This is a genomic window from Pseudomonas sp. SC3(2021) (genome assembly GCF_019856535.1).
Taxonomy (GTDB): Bacteria; Pseudomonadota; Gammaproteobacteria; order Pseudomonadales; family Pseudomonadaceae; genus Aquipseudomonas; species Aquipseudomonas monsensis.
In genome coordinates, this window is the sequence record NZ_CP082236.1 from 2,923,184 (window position 1) to 2,939,776 (window position 16,593).

12 protein-coding genes are annotated in these 16,593 nt (G+C 60.2%); 6 read left to right on the forward strand and 6 right to left on the reverse strand.

What is annotated here, in order from left to right; translation table 11 throughout:
- The first annotated feature begins 66 nt into the window (after positions 1-66).
- Entirely contained in the window at positions 67-465 is a 399-nt protein-coding gene (locus tag K5Y35_RS13120) for a hypothetical protein (protein WP_222834351.1), read from the forward strand.
- A 147-nt stretch (positions 466-612) separates the two neighbouring features.
- Here the strand turns inward: K5Y35_RS13120 and leuA are convergent, their stop codons facing one another.
- The 4 genes from leuA to K5Y35_RS13140 form a co-directional block, all read right to left on the reverse strand.
- A complete protein-coding gene (gene leuA / locus K5Y35_RS13125; RefSeq protein ID WP_222834352.1) occupies positions 613-2,292 on the reverse strand; it encodes a 2-isopropylmalate synthase in 1,680 nt (559 codons plus the stop codon).
- Positions 2,293-2,754: 462 nt separating this feature from the next.
- A complete protein-coding gene (locus K5Y35_RS13130) occupies positions 2,755-3,579 on the reverse strand; it encodes a M23 family metallopeptidase (RefSeq protein WP_186748227.1) in 825 nt (274 codons plus the stop codon).
- 3 nt (positions 3,580-3,582) lie between these two features.
- Complete coding sequence (gene xseA / locus K5Y35_RS13135; RefSeq protein ID WP_123466054.1) at positions 3,583-4,962, reverse strand: exodeoxyribonuclease VII large subunit; 1,380 nt, start codon at positions 4,960-4,962, stop codon at positions 3,583-3,585.
- 87 nt (positions 4,963-5,049) lie between these two features.
- On the reverse strand, positions 5,050-5,994 hold the full coding sequence (locus tag K5Y35_RS13140) for a LysR family transcriptional regulator (protein WP_222834353.1): 945 nt from the start codon (positions 5,992-5,994) through the stop codon (positions 5,050-5,052).
- A gap of 100 nt (positions 5,995-6,094) precedes the next feature.
- Here K5Y35_RS13140 and K5Y35_RS13145 point away from each other — a divergent pair, with 100 nt between their 5' ends.
- From K5Y35_RS13145 to guaA, 4 genes are all read left to right on the forward strand, one after another.
- Complete coding sequence (locus K5Y35_RS13145) at positions 6,095-6,862, forward strand: sulfite exporter TauE/SafE family protein (RefSeq protein ID WP_222834354.1); 768 nt, start codon at positions 6,095-6,097, stop codon at positions 6,860-6,862.
- A gap of 182 nt (positions 6,863-7,044) precedes the next feature.
- On the forward strand, positions 7,045-7,593 hold the full coding sequence (locus K5Y35_RS13150; RefSeq protein ID WP_123466059.1) for a sugar ABC transporter ATPase: 549 nt from the start codon (positions 7,045-7,047) through the stop codon (positions 7,591-7,593).
- A 116-nt stretch (positions 7,594-7,709) separates the two neighbouring features.
- A complete protein-coding gene (guaB, locus tag K5Y35_RS13155; RefSeq protein WP_123466061.1) occupies positions 7,710-9,179 on the forward strand; it encodes an IMP dehydrogenase in 1,470 nt (489 codons plus the stop codon).
- A gap of 99 nt (positions 9,180-9,278) precedes the next feature.
- Entirely contained in the window at positions 9,279-10,856 is a 1,578-nt protein-coding gene (gene guaA / locus K5Y35_RS13160) for a glutamine-hydrolyzing GMP synthase (protein WP_123466063.1), read from the forward strand.
- Between the two features lie 106 nt (positions 10,857-10,962).
- On the opposite strand, the gene K5Y35_RS13165 is transcribed toward guaA, so the two are convergent.
- Together K5Y35_RS13165 and treR are read right to left on the reverse strand one after the other, a co-directional pair.
- Positions 10,963-14,049, reverse strand: a complete 3,087-nt coding sequence (locus K5Y35_RS13165; RefSeq protein ID WP_222834355.1) for a membrane-targeted effector domain-containing toxin — start codon at positions 14,047-14,049, stop codon at positions 10,963-10,965.
- 102 nt (positions 14,050-14,151) lie between these two features.
- On the reverse strand, positions 14,152-14,856 hold the full coding sequence (treR, locus tag K5Y35_RS13170) for a trehalose operon repressor (RefSeq protein WP_222834356.1): 705 nt from the start codon (positions 14,854-14,856) through the stop codon (positions 14,152-14,154).
- 235 nt (positions 14,857-15,091) lie between these two features.
- On the opposite strand from treR, the gene treP reads away from it, so the two are divergent.
- Positions 15,092-16,534, forward strand: coding sequence for a PTS system trehalose-specific EIIBC component (gene treP / locus K5Y35_RS13175; protein WP_186748222.1), 1,443 nt, complete (start codon positions 15,092-15,094; stop codon positions 16,532-16,534).
- Positions 16,535-16,593 lie beyond the last annotated feature (59 nt).

Here is a 16,593-nt window from a genome sequence, read left to right on the forward strand (position 1 = left end):
TCATACAATTGCGTTCAGTTTTGGCGCCGTTTGCCGATAGGAAGAACAGCCAAGGAGGATTTTCCAATGACCAGCATCAGCGCCACCGTCGTCAATCCCTATCCGGTTACGCCGTCAAAAGTGTCGATCCGCGACCCGCAAGAGCAAACCGCCAACCCGTTGAACGCTACCGATGCCAATGGTGACGGTGAGCTGCGCGTAAACAGCGCAGATGCCAACATCGCTTCAGTCGGCGATGCTGGCAGTCCGATCGAAGCCCTGAAAAAGCAGATCGCCGAGGCGCAGAAGTTGTTGGCCGAGCAGCAGGCTCAGTTGGCCAGCAGCGAGCGCGGCAACGCCAGCGCGGAGCAAAAGGCTCAGCAGGTGATGGAGATCCAGACACAGATCGCCGTGACGGCCAGCAACATTCAAGTGCTGCAGGCGACCTTGTTGCAGGCAATGTTGAGTGTCGATGTGCACGCCTGAGATTTTTCTCGCTTGATCTGGCTTTTTCGCGGGCAAGTCGAAACGTCGCACCGCCCACGAAGAGGCCACTGAAGTCAGCGTAAAGCTAGCAGGCAAAAAAAGGCCCCGAGGTTCGCACCCCGGGGCCTTGTGTATTCCAGCGAAGGCTTAAGCCGCTTTCGCTTCCGGCTGGCTCAACGAGCGGTTCAGCGCGCTGAACAGGGCCTTGAAGCTGGCCGTGGTGATGTTTTCATCAATGCCCACGCCGTGTACCGCACGCTCGCCGTTCACCCGCAATTCGATGTAGGCCGCTGCCTTGGCATTGGTCCCCGCGCCGATGGCGTGTTCGTTGTAGTCCATGATTTCCACCGGAATCGGCAGGCCGGCCACCAGTGCTTCCAGCGCACCGTTGCCCTTGCCGCGCCAGTGCAGGTTGGTTTCGCCCTGACCCTTGCTCGCCACTTCCACTTCGACGGCGCTGTTGCCGTTTTCTTCCTGCAGGCGATGGCTGACCAGTGCGTACGGGGTGTTGGCTTGCAGGTATTCGCTGATCAACAGCGAGTGGATCTGCTTGGCGGTCATCTCAAGGCCCAGGCGATCGGTTTCACGCTGCACGACCTGGCTGAACTCGATCTGCATGCGACGTGGCAGGCTGATGCCGTACTCCTGCTCCAGCAAGTAAGCGATACCGCCCTTGCCCGACTGGCTGTTGACGCGAATCACCGCCTCGTAGCTGCGGCCGATGTCGGCCGGGTCGATCGGCAGGTACGGCACTTCCCACAGGGTGTCCGGTTGCTGCTGGGCGAAGCCCTTGCGGATCGCGTCCTGGTGCGAGCCGGAGAATGCGGTGTGGACCAGATCGCCCACGTACGGGTGGCGTGGGTGCACCTGAATCTGGTTGCACTCTTCGACGACCTTGCGCACGCCGTCGATGTCGGAGAAGTCCAGCTCAGGGTCGACGCCCTGGGTGTACATGTTCAGGGCCACGGTGACGAGGTCGACGTTACCGGTACGCTCGCCGTTGCCGAACAGGCAGCCTTCGACGCGATCCGCGCCGGCCATCAGGCCCAGCTCGGTGGCGGCGACGCCGGTGCCACGGTCGTTGTGGGTGTGCAGGCTGATGATCACGCTGTCACGACGGTTGATGTTGCGGCCAAACCATTCGATCTGGTCGGCGTAGACGTTCGGGGTCGCGCATTCGACGGTGGCCGGCAGGTTGAGGATCATCTTGTGCTCAGGCGTCGGGTCCCAGACCTCGATCACTGCATCGCAGACTTCCTTGGCGAATTCCAGCTCGGTGGCGCTGAAGGTTTCCGGCGAGTACTCGAAAGTCCACTCGGTGTCCGGCTGCATGGCTGCGTATTTGACGAACAGCTTGGCGGCGTTCACGGCGATGGCCTTGATACCGTCCTTGTCCTGGTTGAAGACGATGCGACGGAAGGACGGCGAGGTGGCGTTGTACAAGTGAACGATGGCTTTCTTCGCCCCGCGCAGGGATTCGAAGGTGCGCTCGATCAGGTCTTCACGGCCCTGGGTCAACACCTGGATGGTGGTGTCGTCCGGAATGTGGCCTTCTTCGATCAGGGTACGCACGAAGTCGAAGTCGGTTTGCGAAGCCGCCGGGAACGAGGCTTCGATTTCCTTCACACCCACCTGAACCAGGGTCTTCCAGAAGCGCAGCTTCTTCACCGCGTCCATCGGCTCGATCAACGACTGGTTACCGTCACGCAGGTCGGAGCTGCACCAGATCGGCGCGGCGTCGATGGTTTTCGACGGCCAGGTGCGATCCGGCAAGTTGATGACGGGGAACGCGCGGTATTTCGAAGACGGATCTTTGAGCATGCTCATCGGGAAATTCCTTATTGTCTGGGCCGAAAAGAGGCGGCCTGCCGGTGGAACAAAAGTTCTTGGAAAAGCGTGGGACGAGGCGCAGCGATTCAGCCCGGCAGTCGTGCGCTGACGAGGCACAGGCTGCGGTGCTGGCGAAGCTGAATAAGGGTGTGAGAGGTTTTCATGCCTTAAACCCTAACCGCGAGGGGAGAGGATGGCAAGCAGTCGAAAAAAATTGAGAGGAATACTCTGAAATTGGGGTTTTGCAGGATTTTATTGCGCTTAAGGCAGTAGATCTTATTGATGTTTGCGTGAGGCTAGATTGGGGCGCAATCGAGGATTGTGGAGCGTTGGCAGGTATGAGTGTGTTTCACAGGCCGCCTTCGCGAGCAAGCTCGCTCCCACATCGGATCGTGTTCATGCACATATCCTTGTGGGAGCGAGCTTGCTCGCGAAGAGGCCATCAGCCCATTCAAATGTTTAAGGCTGGAACGCGCCAATGAAAATCGCCGGATCCACCCGTGCATCGTTCAGGCTGATGTTCCAGTGCATGTGCGGCCCGGTTGCCCGCCCGGTCGAGCCGACCTTGCCGACCACCGCGCCACGGGCCAGTTGATCGCCGACCTTCACATCAATTTTCGACATATGGCAGAACATGCTGATGAAGCCCTGCCCGTGATCGACAAACACCGTGTTGCCATTGAAGAAGTAGTTGCCGGTCAGAATCACCTTGCCCGCCGCCGGGGTCTTGATCGGCGTGCCGGCCGGTACTGCAAAGTCGAGGCCTGCATGGGGATTGCGCTCTTCGCCATTGAAGAAACGACGCACACCGAACTTGCTCGACAGCGGCCCGTTGACCGGTTTGTCCAGCAGCAGATTGCTCGGCGTGTTCGGGCTGAAGCTGCGATACGCCTTGATCTGCTCGGCCAGTTCACCCTCGATGCGCTTGAGGTTCGACTGATCCGGATTGACTTGCTGCTTGTTCTTCAGGGTGATGCGTTGTTCCGGATATTTTTTGTTGCCCACGGTGAACGGCAGATTACGCCCGCCACTGCTGATCTGCTGCGCGCCCGGTTTGACGGTTAGCGGCACGCCGACAATCGCCAGCCAGTTGTTCTGTTCTTTCACCACCAGCACCGGTTTGCCCTGATAGGTGGCTTTCGGTGCCTGCGCGGCTGCGCCCAGATCAACCACCGCCACACCGCCCGGCACCGGTTTGTTGAGTAGCCGGGTGATGTAGCTGTCGGCGTGGGCATTGAAGGTGGTCAAACACAACAACAATAACGGAGCGAAAAAACGCGGCATGGATCAGTCCAGTAAAGAAAGGGTGACAGGCGTCAGGTGGTTGTCTTCGACGCGCACTTGCAGTTCGCCTTCGCCGAGCCTGGCCTTCAGGCGCTGCCCGGTGTGGGTCTGCGCGGCGTTGCGGATCGCATGGCCACGCTCATCCAGCAGAATGCTGTAACCGCGACCGAGGGTCGCCAACGGGCTGACCACATGCAGCGTCTGCATCTGGCTGTGCAGTTGCAGGCGACGGCTTTTCAGGCCTTCGCGCATGGCCCGGGGCAGGCGTTCGGCGAGGCTGTCGAGGCGCTGGCGCAACATCGCCAGTTGGCGTCCCGGGTGTTGCCCGGCGAGTCGGGTTTCCAGACGGATCAGGCGTTCGCGACGAGTATTGAGCTGACGCTCGAAGGCGCGGCGCATGCGCATGTCCAGGTCATCCAGACGCTGCGCCTGCTGGCGCAGACGTTCGCCGGGATGCCGCAGGCGCCGGGCCATGCCTTCCAGGCGCAGACGGTCGCGCATCAAGCGGTCACGCATGCGCATCACCAAGCGGCGATGCAGGCTTTCGACCTGACGGATCAGGTGACTGGAGTCGGGAGCGAGCAGTTCGGCAGCCGCCGACGGCGTGGGGGCGCGCACGTCGGCAACAAAGTCGCTGATCGACACGTCGGTTTCATGGCCGACAGCGCTGACAATCGGTGTTACACAGGCATCGACCGCGCGCGCCACAGCCTCTTCGTTGAAGCACCAGAGGTCTTCCAGCGAGCCGCCGCCACGGGCGAGGATCAGCGCGTCGAAACCGCGGGCGTCGGCCAGCTTCAGTGCGCGGACAATCTGCGCGGTGGCCTCGCGGCCCTGTACGGCCGTGGGGATCAGCGTCAGTTGCACCTGTGGTGCACGGCGGCGGAACACGCTGATGATGTCGCGAATCACCGCGCCGGTCGGCGAACTGATGATGCCGATGCGCTGCGGATGCGCCGGCAGCGGCACTTTGCGCTCGGCGCTGAACAGGCCTTCGGCGCTGAGTTTTTCCTTCAGCGCATCGAACGCCAGACGCAGCGCGCCATCACCGGCCGGCTCGACGGTGTCGAGAATCAGTTGATAGTCGCCGCGGCCTTCGAACAGCGAAACCTTGCCCCGCACTTTCACGGCCAGGCCGTCCTTCAGCGCCTGGCGCACCCGCGCCGCGTTCTGCCGGAACAGCGCGCAACGCACCTGCGCGCCGCTGTCCTTGAGGGTGAAATACACATGGCCGGACGCCGGGCGGGCGAGGTTGGAGATTTCGCCTTCGACCCAGATGTTGCTGAACACGTCTTCGAGCAACACCCGCGCGCGGCCGTTGAGCTGGCTGACGGTCAGGACTTCGCGGTCAAGGCCGAGCCTTGAAAAGGGATCTTTAATCATGGGGCGCAGTTTAAAGGCATTTGCTGATCAATCTCCATGAATCACCACAAATCCAATTGTGGGAGCGAGCCTGCTCGCGAAAGCGCCTTATCCTTCGACATCTTCAGTGGCTGACAGTCCGCATTCGCGAGCAGGCTCGCTCCCACATGGGGGATTGCTGAAAGCCTGGATGAAGTGGTGGATCAGCGGGGTGGGATTTTGGCGATAGGCGAGGGCGACGGTGCTTTGGCAATCGGCATCCGTCAACGGAAGAAATCGTACGCCGGGCGGCGCGATGTCCTGCATGGACTCAGGCAGCAGGGCGATGCCGAATCCGGCCTGGATCAATTGCAGCTGAGTGGTCTTGCGCGACATCACCCGCGCGGCTTTGGGGAAAAAGCCCTGGCGCATGCACAGGTCGGCACACAGATAACTGAGCCCGCCGCGCTGGGGATGAGGGATCGAGATGAACGCCTCGTCTCGCAGTTGCACCAGTTCGACAGAGGCCGAATCGGCCAGGCGATGATCGTTCGGCACCGCCAGCAGCAGGCGTTCGGTGAATACCGGCGCCACCTGAATCCCTTCACGCTGACGCAATACCGGCAGGCGCAGCAGGCCAACGTCGAGACGTCCTTCAGCCAGTTCTTCAAGCTGCGCCTCGGAGGACAGCTTGCCGAGGTCCAGCGATACGCCGGGCTGCTGATCGAGATAAGTGCTGATCCGACGTAATAAATGTCCGCTGATCGACACGGTGCTCGAGTGACTCAGGCGCAACGTGCCCCGTTGGCCGGTGCCGACTTCGGTTGCCATCGTGCAGGCTTTGCTCAGTTCATTGAGCAGGTTTCTGGCTCGCGGCAACAACGCCTCACCTGCCGCCGTGAGCCTTGGCTGGCGCGCGGTGCGCTCGAACAGCGGCGTTTGCAGGTGGGTTTCCATGTCCTTGATCTGCCGGCTCAGCGCCGATTGCGCGATAAACAGACGTTCAGCGGCCGCACTGAAACTGCCGCATTCGGCAATTTCCACGAAGTAGCGCAGTTGACGGGTCGAGAGCACGAGATATGCCTTTTCGAGATGAGTAAGCGGCTTTGAACATATTAGTCGCAACGCCTGGCGCTGGCTAAAGTCATCTCAGGCTTATGGGGGATGTGCAGTGATGAGTGTGCTGGGGTTGTTGAGTGAGTGGACGTGGGGCGCGGGTGGCTGGGCGATGATCGGGTTGGGGATCACGCTGGCCTATATTGTCTTCGGCATTGCCGGATTCGGCACGGCGCTGGTCGCGGGGCCGATGCTGATTCTGTTCATGCCGCTGTCGAAAATCGTGCCGTTGCTGGTGCTGCTGGATTTCGTCGCGGCGTTCGGCAATCTGCTGCCCTCGCGCCGGGACGTGGCGAAACCCGAGCTGCTGCGTTTGTTGCCGTGTATGGCGGTGGGTTGCACGTTGGGGGTGATTTTCCTGCTCAATCTCAAATCCGATGTGCTGTTGCTGTTGATGGGGCTGTTTATCAGCGCCTATGCCGTTTACAGCCTGTGGGTGAATGTGCGGCCGACGCAATTGTCGGCGGCGTGGGCCGTGCCGATGGGCACGGTGGGCGGGTTGTTCGGGGCGTTATTCGGCAGTGGCGGCTTCTTGTATGCGATCTATCTCAACAGTCGCCTGCCGAAAGAGGCGGCCCGGGCCACGCAGAGTGCGCTGATCAGTTGCAGCACGGTGGTGCGTTTGAGCCTGTTCGCCATCGCCGGTGTGTATGCCGAGCTACCCTTGTTGATGCTGGCGCTGTGTCTGTTGCCGGCCATGGCATTGGGACTGTGGATCGGGCGGCGGTTGACCATGCGTTTGTCGCGCGAGGCGTTTGTGCGGCTGGTGACGTGGCTGGTGCTGGCCAGCGGGATTGCGTTGATCGGACGCTATCTCGGCACTTGACCGGATTTTGTCAGGGATTAAGCTGCCGGCCGCGCTGACGCCTTCGCGGGCAAACCCGCTTCCACAGGTCTCTCGGGTGTACACAACATTTGTGACTGCCGAGATCTGTCGGAGCGAGCTTGCCCGCGAAAGCAGCGGAGTGAGCACCGCAGAATTTCCATTTGACGTCGCAGGCTGTACCCATGAATTCGCAAAGCATCATCGTCCCGAAAATCTCCACCCTGCCGGTCCACGAACCCCGGGCACGGGCGATCGTGCGTTGGCTGGTGCGCAAGAACATCGTCAAGGAAGAGCTCACGACCTGCGGACGCACCGGCAATCGCATGGGGTACGCCTTGGCTGACGGCGCGCGGGCGGTGGTGCTGCATCCCGAGGCGCTGCCGTTTGGCGAGCCGGTCAACGGGCTGGAGATCATCACCAAACGCTGCATCTATACACCGGCCAAGGGGTTTCTCGAAGAAGCCGGTTGCGCCGAGTGTCGCCGCGAGGTTGGCGAAGCGTTGTTCGAAAGCCTGGAAGACTGGATGCCCGGGCGCACCGACAACTTCACCTGCCCGGAATGCGGGCATGAAGACGACATCAACGGCTTTCTGTATTTGCAAGAGTGTGCGTTCTCCAACCTTGGCTTCATCTTCAACAACTGGCTGGAGGCCGGGTTCAAGCAGAGCTTTATCGACGAATTCGCCGATTGGCTCGATCAACCTGTCTCTTGGGTCAAGGTGGAGCTGTAGCGGCGGGGATCTCCGTATATCAGCAACATTGATATTAGGCTGAGTTTTACATTGAACAGCAGGGGGTGGATGACTATAATGGCGCGCTTCCATTTTCCCGCTCGGGAGCCCCCGCGATGCTGCGTATCAGCCAAGAAGCTCTGACATTCGACGACATTCTCCTAGTGCCCGGTTATTCCGAGGTGCTTCCTAACGAAGTCAGTCTCAAGACCCGCCTTACCCGTGGCATCGAGCTGAACATTCCTCTGGTTTCTGCCGCCATGGACACCGTTACTGAAGCCCGTCTGGCAATCGCCATGGCTCAGGAAGGTGGCATCGGCATTATCCACAAGAACATGACCATCGAGCAGCAAGCTGCCGAAGTGCGTAAGGTCAAGAAGTTCGAAGCCGGCGTCGTCAAGGATCCGATCACCATCGAGGCGGATGCCACGGTGCGTGACTTGTTCGACTTGACCCGCATGCACAACATTTCCGGCGTTCCGGTGCTGCACGATGGCGACCTGGTCGGCATCGTCACTTCCCGTGACGTACGCTTCGAAACACGTCTGGATGCCACCGTGCGCGAAGTGATGACGCCTAAAGAGCGTCTGGTCACTGTGCGCGAAGGCGCCGACAAGAACGAAGTCCGCGAGCTGTTGCACAAGCACCGCCTGGAAAAAGTCCTGATTGTCGACGACAAGTTTGCCCTCAAAGGCATGATGACCGTCAAAGACATCGAAAAAGCCAAAGCCTACCCGCTCGCCAGCAAGGACGATCAAGGTCGTCTGCGCGTTGGCGCTGCCGTCGGTACCGGTAAAGACACCGGTGACCGCGTTGCCGCGCTGGTCAATGCCGGTGTGGACGTCGTGGTGGTCGACACCGCGCACGGTCACTCCAAAGGTGTGATCGACCGCGTTCGCTGGGTCAAGGAAAACTTCCCTGAAGTGCAGGTGATCGGCGGCAACATCGCCACCGGCGCTGCCGCCAAGGCCCTGGCCGAAGCTGGCGCCGATGCGGTCAAGGTCGGTATCGGCCCAGGCTCGATCTGCACCACGCGTATCGTCGCCGGTGTTGGCGTGCCGCAAATCAGTGCCATCGCCAACGTCGCCGCTGCCCTCGAAGGCACTGGTGTTCCGTTGATCGCCGACGGCGGCATCCGTTTCTCCGGTGACCTGTCCAAGGCCATCGTGGCGGGTGCGTCCTGCGTGATGATGGGCTCGATGTTCGCCGGTACCGAAGAAGCGCCGGGCGAGATCGAACTGTTCCAGGGCCGTTCGTACAAGGCTTACCGCGGTATGGGTTCGCTGGGCGCCATGTCCCAGGCGCAAGGCTCGTCCGACCGTTACTTCCAGGACTCCTCGGCAGGCGCCGAGAAGCTGGTGCCGGAAGGTATCGAAGGCCGTGTGCCGTATAAAGGCACCCTGACGGCGATCATTCACCAGTTGATGGGCGGTCTGCGTTCCTCGATGGGTTACACCGGCAGTGCCGACATCGAAGAAATGCGCACCAAGCCCGAGTTCGTGCGGATCACCGGTGCCGGTATGGCCGAATCCCACGTTCACGACGTGCAGATCACCAAAGAAGCGCCAAACTACCGCGTAGGTTGAGCCTTCAAGCAACAAGCAAAGCAACCGGGGCTGTTTGATTCAGCCCCGAGTTGTTTCTGAATCACGACTGTTTCTGAATGACTTAGACGAGACTGAATCATGGCCCTCGATATTCACGCTCACCGCATCCTGATCCTCGACTTCGGTTCGCAATACACCCAACTGATCGCCCGCCGCGTGCGCGAGATCGGTGTGTACTGCGAACTGCACCCGTTCGACATGGACGAAGATGCGATCCGCGAATTCGCTCCTAAAGGCGTCATCCTCGCCGGCGGCCCCGAGTCCGTGCACGAAGCCAACAGCCCGCGCTGCCCGCAGGCCGTGTTTGACCTGGGCGTACCGGTCTTCGGTATCTGCTACGGCATGCAGACCATGGCCGAGCAACTGGGCGGCAAGGTGGAAGGTTCCGAACTGCGTGAGTTCGGCTACGCCCGCGTTGACGTGGTCGGCAAGAGCCGCCTGCTCGACGGCATCGAAGATCACATCGACGCCGACGGCCTGTTCGGTCTCGACGTGTGGATGAGCCACGGTGACAAGGTCACCAAAATGCCGGCAGACTTCCACATCCTCGCCAGCACCCCAAGCTGCCCGATCGCCGGCATGTTCAACGACGAACGCGCTTACTACGGCGTGCAGTTCCACCCGGAAGTGACCCACACCAAGCAGGGCGGTCGCATCCTGTCGCGCTTCGTGCTGGACATCTGCGGCTGTGAAGCCCTGTGGACCCCGTCGAAGATCGCTGAAGACGCCATCGCCAACATCCGCGCACAAGTCGGCACCGACAACGTGCTGCTGGGCCTGTCCGGCGGTGTTGACTCCTCGGTGGTTGCGGCACTGCTGCACAAGGCCATCGGCGACCAGCTGACCTGCGTGTTCGTCGACAACGGCCTGTTGCGTCTGCACGAAGGCGAGCAAGTAATGGCCATGTTCGCCGAGAACATGGGCGTCAAGGTGATCCGCGCCAACGCTGAAGACCAGTTCCTCAATAACCTGGCCGGCGAAGCCGACCCGGAGAAGAAGCGCAAGATCATCGGCCGTACCTTCATCGACGTGTTCGATGCCGAATCCTGCAAACTGGACAACATCAAGTACCTGGCTCAGGGCACCATCTACCCGGACGTGATCGAGTCGGCTGGCGCGAAAAGCGGCAAGGCCCACGTGATCAAGTCGCACCACAACGTGGGCGGCCTGCCGGAAGAGATGAACCTGAAACTGGTCGAGCCATTGCGCGAACTGTTCAAGGACGAAGTCCGTCGTCTGGGTCTGGAACTGGGCCTGCCGTACGACATGGTCTACCGTCACCCGTTCCCGGGCCCGGGCCTTGGCGTGCGCATCCTCGGTGAAGTGAAGAAGGAATACGCCGACTTGCTGCGTCGTGCCGACCACATCTTCATCGAAGAACTGCGCAAGGCCGACTGGTACCACAAGGTCAGCCAGGCGTTCGTGGTGTTCCAGCCGGTGAAATCGGTTGGCGTGGTCGGCGATGGCCGTCGTTACGCCTGGGTCGTGGCCCTGCGTGCCGTGGAAACCATCGACTTCATGACCGCACGTTGGGCTCACCTGCCTTACGAACTGCTGGAAACCGTTTCCGGCCGCATCATCAATGAAATCGAAGGCATCTCCCGCGTCACTTACGACGTGTCGAGCAAGCCGCCGGCGACGATTGAGTGGGAATGATCCCGCGCATGCCGTGACGGTGTGAGTGCAGGCAAACAAGAGGCCGCGTGAAGCAATGTTTCACGCGGCCTCTGCGTTTGCGGCGTTCATTTCTAACCGATCAGCCTCAATCGGGAATCCGGCTGCGCAATATCAGCCCGGTATCGGATAGTCGTTCCGACATGTCCCTCAGGCTGGCGAACTCAATGTCATTCACACGCTGCCATGCAGGTCGGTGGAGGGACACCTTGCCGTCACTCGATCGAGTGATCGGTGTGCGTTGCAGCAAACCCTGTTTGCTGCGGTGGATCAGGGTGTAGCTGTCGCCTGTTTTTTCGAACAGATACATGCCGCGCCTGTATAAGAGATTCTCCAGCGTCTCCTCGTTCCAGCTCACCTCGGGGGCCTGAACTTTCCAGCGCAAATCGGCGCGAAGAAGGTCCGGATTCCCTTGCCTGACGGTAGCCCCGGGCGGGCTGTCGCGTGGTACTTCAATCCCTGGATCGACATCCACACCCAGCTCTTCACCGATGCTGACTTCAGCGATTCGCAGGCCGATTCCGCCCTTCAATTCACTGATACCCATCAGTCCTCGGAAGGTATTGGTGTTGTGAGCATCCGTCACTACGAGCCATTTTCCCGGGCTGTTGAGGTAAGCGTCGCCGGTCATGATGTCGTTTGCCAGGTAGGTGCTCATCATTTGCTCGTCGACGGAGGGCAGCGGTGCTTTCATTTTGTAGCTCGCGGCGCAGTCGATCGCCTGGATCCGAACACCGTTTGCTCGCGCGGTCTGAACCAGTTCCAGCGGGTTGAATCGACCGGCGGGATCGGTGCCCAGGCTGCTCAGGTAAGTGCGTAATTGCGCAGTCATGTTGCCGCTGCTGAAATAGCGGTTCAGTTCAACTTGAGCGAAGTCACTGAGCAGTCCGCGCATGTAGAGGGTTTTTACGTGACGGGCCAGCGCGGGCATGCTTTCAATCAGAAAACGCAGGCTGGCGATGCGATTCAGGGTTTCACCCACTACCAGCCCTGAAGCACTTTCAAAAATCCTGTCGACAAGATCGGCCAGCGGCATCAGGCGGCTGATTTCGGGTATTGCCGGACGCGCAGGCAGAATGACCCACGGCAGGTTCTTGAAAAAAATTCTGGCTGAATTCTGCAAGAGTTGGCGCTTACCGGATGCGTACAACTCGAACGGATCGTCCATGGCAAAGCCGCCGGCTCCGTCGGGCTGCAACTGGACATGGGCCTCGTCGAGGTTCAACGCCCAGCTTCTTATCGAACTGCGCACCGTTGGATCGATATCGTAGGCGCTGGTCACTGGACGAGGAGGGCGCGATGTCGACGGTTGCGGTTCCTGCGCCGGTTGAGCGGGTACCTCGGGCGGTGCAGGTTCGAAGGTATCGAGTTCGATATCGGGGGCGCATTGCTTGCCCATGCATTGACCTCCACCTCTGAGCCCCAGTGCAGGCATGCGCTCCCAGTCACCTTCGCCATTGAGACGGACTGGCAGGGCGTGGACGAGCTGGTTGGGTCGCTCCGGGTCAACGATCGCCCAGTCGCCACTGCCCCGAGAGTTGGTGAAGTAGCGCACATAGTACGGCGTGTCATTCATCAAAATGGCATAGGGCGGATCCGTGTCGAGACGGTAGATTCCGTGGAATTTCCCGGACTCCTCGCCGAGTGCCGTACCGTCGAGCAACTCGTTGCATTGATAACGCTCGGGCACCGCTGGCGGTGGGACGTTCTGCGCCGGAACCAGGACTGTTTCATCGAGATTTGGCCCGGTAATGTCGACATCCTCCGGCACCATGATCTGCATTGGGTTGCCAGCCTCGGTGGCAGGGTTCAAGGCTTCGCTGTACTCGGCCATTTCTGCGGCCTCTGCCGCATCGACCTCGGCGCCCATTTCCAGCATCGGCCCGGTGCCGATCAGCAATGGCAGATTGAGTAACAGGTTGATGCCATTCAGTACCGCATCCAGCACGCCGGCCTTGCGTTCGGCCCTTGTCTTGCCGTTTTGCGCCTGATCGATATTCAGACCCATGCTGGCCACCGTGGCGCCAATCACCGGCAACGCCAGCGGCCAACCGACAGTGGCCATCGGACCGAACACTTTGAGGCCGGCACTCAGATAGCCGATCCACAGTTTTTCGCGCAGATCGCCATTGGACGTCAGTGACAGGTGGGCTTCAGCAAACATCGCCTGACGGGTCGAGTCGCGCAGCCAGTTGAATGCATCATCGCTCAGCACCTGATTTGCGCGGTTGATCAACTGATGGTCGGCCCGGCCCCAGGTGCTCACCAATCGGTTCATCAGATCGGACATGTTCTCGTTCATGTGCTGACGATCGGCGAGGGCAAAGTGATCCAGGAAGTTCGCGCAGCGTTTTGCGTCGTTCAGTTGATCCAGTACCCACCAATGCAGGTCCGCTGCCGTTTCCTTGATCACGAACGCCTCGGTATCACTGGGCAGATAGATAATCTGGCGACCGGCGGGGTCGACGATGCGCAGCAATTGCGTGGCGACATGCCCGTCGACGTCGAAGGCGCATACGTCGCCCGTTGGCGTGTGGCTCGCTTGCAGCATGCTCAGGCTCACCGGCCAACTGACGGGCCCCACCACTGAGCCCGTCAGCCATTGGAAGTCAGTGCCGCTGAGCTGCCCAAGGTCCAGCGCCTGCACCGCACGGCTGAGGAAATTGCACTTGGCCAAGGTGCGGAAATCCTCGCTGTGACTGTTCCAGAAGTCCGTCAGGGTGGTGCTGTAGTTGCCGCTGAAGTCGAGGTTCCAGAACGCGTTCAAGACCTCGTTGCCATGCAGGCACACCTGGTTTTTTTCGTCGAAGTTCTCGCCCTGCGGACCTTCGGTGTAGAAGCCGCCGTACAGATCGAGCAGGTCGGCGTTGTCCTGGTCGGTGGCGCGGAAACGATGAATGACCAACTGTGTCAGGGTCAGTGATTCGTAGGGTTTTTCGCGGATGTGCTCCCAGCCGGTAAACGAGCGGGTGCTGCTCTGGGCCGTCTTGAAGCGATGGAAATAAACCTGATCCGGATCGAGGCTCAACAAGCCTTTTGCTTCCAGCAGATTACGCGCGGCTTCATGGGCGGCGTCCTGCAGGCCGGGGCAGTTCTGCACGACGGTATAGGCGATTCGCTGCAGCGCCGCTTTGTCTGCCGCGTTCGGTAGAGGGCTTTGTTGGGTGGCGTACATGCTTTCTCCATCCTTGAGAATTGAGGGCCGAGCATGGCCGACTCGCTCAAGGGGAGTGCACTACATATGTACCGCACATGATCGTTCGAAAGATGTCGGGGGTCAGCGCCGTGCCACGTCGGAAAAGTAGAACTTGTCGAGGGTGTGCCGCGATTCGGTGTACTCGAACTGACGGCCGTCCTGGAGGAAGGTCTGGTTGCTGACCACGATCACATGGCTCTGGCCGTCGAGGTCCAGGTGCAGTTGATCGTCCTTGCTGCGCGGCACCGCTTCGATGGTGCGTTGGGCGTAGGCAATTTGTAACTGCAGGGTCTGTTCGATATGGGCGTAGATCGATTGCTCGGCAATATCGAGGGACAGGCCGGGAATCACTTCGCTGACAAAGTGGTTGATGTCGAGAATTACGCGTTTGCCGTCGATCCGCCGCACACGCTTGATCCGGGTGATGAGACTGCCGGGTTCGGCTTGGATGTGTTCGAGCAGGGCGCCTTCGAGCGGGATCTGGCTCAGCTCGACCACTTCGGTGCTGACATCATTGCCCAGGCGCGGGTAGGTCTCCTGGAAACTGACGATGCCGCCGAGCTGGAACTCGATCGGGTCGGTCGACAGCACAAAGGTGCCCTTGCCATGGATTTTCTGCGCAAAGCCGCGTTCCTGAAGCAGTTCAATCGCCTTGCGCACCGTGCCTCGACTGGCCTGATAGCTGTCCATCAGTTCGGTTTCGGATGGCAGGCGGGCTCCGCGCTGCAGGCGCTCAGTGGTGATGTTGGCCAGCAGATCGCTATAGATCTGGTTGTATTTGCTCATGGGGAGGCTCGGTGCCGGCTGTGCTCAAAGCTTCGAACCTTAAGGCCAGGGTAGGGCTTTGTCCATGTGGGCGATGGAAATCACCTTAAGGTCGGGTAGGAAAATTCGCCCTCGGTCTGGCGGGAATATACACAAACAAACTCGTCTGTACGAGTTGTTGCATTAACTCGTACAGACGAGTATTTTTCGCTTCGGCGTGCTGCCAATAACAACAATCCATAGCGGAAGAATTAGCATGAGCCACGACTATCCGAACATCGCCCGGCAATTGCTGCAAAGCCTCGGCGGCAGCGACAACCTCGAGCAGGCCGCCCATTGCGTCACGCGGTTGCGGCTGGCCCTTAAGGATCCGAGCCTGGTCGACAGTGCCAGGCTCAACCAGATCGATCTGGTCAAAGGCTCGTTCTTCACGGGGGGCCTGTATCAGGTGGTGATCGGTCCGGGCGAAGTGGAAAAGGTCTATGCCGAACTGCGTCGCCAGACCGGTCTCGCGGCGTCGACCATCGCTGACGTCAAACAGAAAAGCGCCGAAAAGATCAACGCCATGCAGCGTCTGGTGCGGGTGTTTTCCGACGTGTTCATGCCGATCCTCCCGGCGCTGATCATTGCCGGCCTGCTGATGGGCATCAACAATCTGCTCGGTGCCAAAGGCATGTTCATCGACGGGCAGACCCTGCTCGATGCCTACCCGAACCTCGACGGGCTGTGGAGCCTGATCAATCTGATGGCCAACACCTCGTTCGTGTTTCTGCCGGCGCTGGTGGGTTGGTCGGCGGCCAAACGCTTTGGCGGCAGCGAGATCCTCGGCATCGTGCTCGGTCTGATGCTGGTGCATCCTGACCTGCTCAACGCCTGGAACTATGGCAAGGCCGTCGCCGGGCTGGACGGGCAGCATCTGCCGTACTTCGACATTCTCGGGCTGTTTCAGGTGGAGAAAGTCGGTTATCAGGGGCAGATCCTGCCGATTCTGCTGGCCGCCTACGTGATGAGTGTCATCGAAAAATGGCTGCGCGCGCGCGTGCCCAACGCCATTCAATTGCTCGTTGTACCCATCACCACCATTGTCGTCACAGGCGTGCTGGCGCTGGCAGTGATCGGCCCGGTGACCCGCCACCTCGGCATCTTCATCACCGAAGGGCTGGTCATGCTGTTTGATCTGGCGCCGATGGTGGGGGGCGCGATTTTCGGTGTGCTGTATGCCCCGCTGGTAATCACCGGCATGCACCACATGTTTCTCGCTGTCGACCTGCAATTGATCTCGACCCAGGGTGGCACCTTTATCTGGCCGATGATCGTCATGTCCAACCTCGCTCAGGGCAGTGCCGCCCTGGCAGTGTTCTGGATGACCCGTAATGCACGGGACAAGAGCATGGCGTCGACTTCGGCGATTTCCGCCTACTTCGGCATCACCGAGCCGGCGATGTTCGGCGTCAACCTGCGCTACAAGTTTCCGTTCTACGCCGCGCTGACCGGTTCGGCGCTGGGCTGCGTGTTCCTGTCGCTGAACAAGGTTCAGGCCTCGGCCATCGGCGTCGGTGGTCTGCCGGGGTTCATCTCGATCATTCCGCAGTACATCCCGATGTTTGTGCTGGGGATGCTGATTGCCATGCTCGTGCCGTTTGTTCTGACCTGTGCATTGAGCATGAAGATTGTCAGGCCCGGTTATCGGGTTGCCTGATCAAGTGCTTTCGCGAGCAAGTTCGCTCCCACAGTCGATCGCTTTTCAACGTGGGCGCG

Bases quoted from the DNA above. Each gene is read 5' to 3' on its own strand.
- K5Y35_RS13150 (WP_123466059.1), top strand. From the start codon at position 7,045: ATGAATTCGCAAAGCATCATCGTCCCGAAAATCTCCACCCTGCCGGTC.
- xseA (WP_123466054.1), bottom strand. From the start codon at position 4,962: ATGATTAAAGATCCCTTTTCAAGGCTCGGCCTTGACCGCGAAGTCCTG.
- guaA (WP_123466063.1), top strand. From the start codon at position 9,279: ATGGCCCTCGATATTCACGCTCACCGCATCCTGATCCTCGACTTCGGT.
- K5Y35_RS13120 (WP_222834351.1), top strand. From the start codon at position 67: ATGACCAGCATCAGCGCCACCGTCGTCAATCCCTATCCGGTTACGCCG.
- K5Y35_RS13145 (WP_222834354.1), top strand. From the start codon at position 6,095: ATGAGTGTGCTGGGGTTGTTGAGTGAGTGGACGTGGGGCGCGGGTGGC.
- treR (WP_222834356.1), bottom strand. From the start codon at position 14,856: ATGAGCAAATACAACCAGATCTATAGCGATCTGCTGGCCAACATCACC.
- K5Y35_RS13130 (WP_186748227.1), bottom strand. From the start codon at position 3,579: ATGCCGCGTTTTTTCGCTCCGTTATTGTTGTTGTGTTTGACCACCTTC.
- K5Y35_RS13165 (WP_222834355.1), bottom strand. From the start codon at position 14,049: ATGTACGCCACCCAACAAAGCCCTCTACCGAACGCGGCAGACAAAGCG.
- guaB (WP_123466061.1), top strand. From the start codon at position 7,710: ATGCTGCGTATCAGCCAAGAAGCTCTGACATTCGACGACATTCTCCTA.
- treP (WP_186748222.1), top strand. From the start codon at position 15,092: ATGAGCCACGACTATCCGAACATCGCCCGGCAATTGCTGCAAAGCCTC.
- leuA (WP_222834352.1), bottom strand. From the start codon at position 2,292: ATGAGCATGCTCAAAGATCCGTCTTCGAAATACCGCGCGTTCCCCGTC.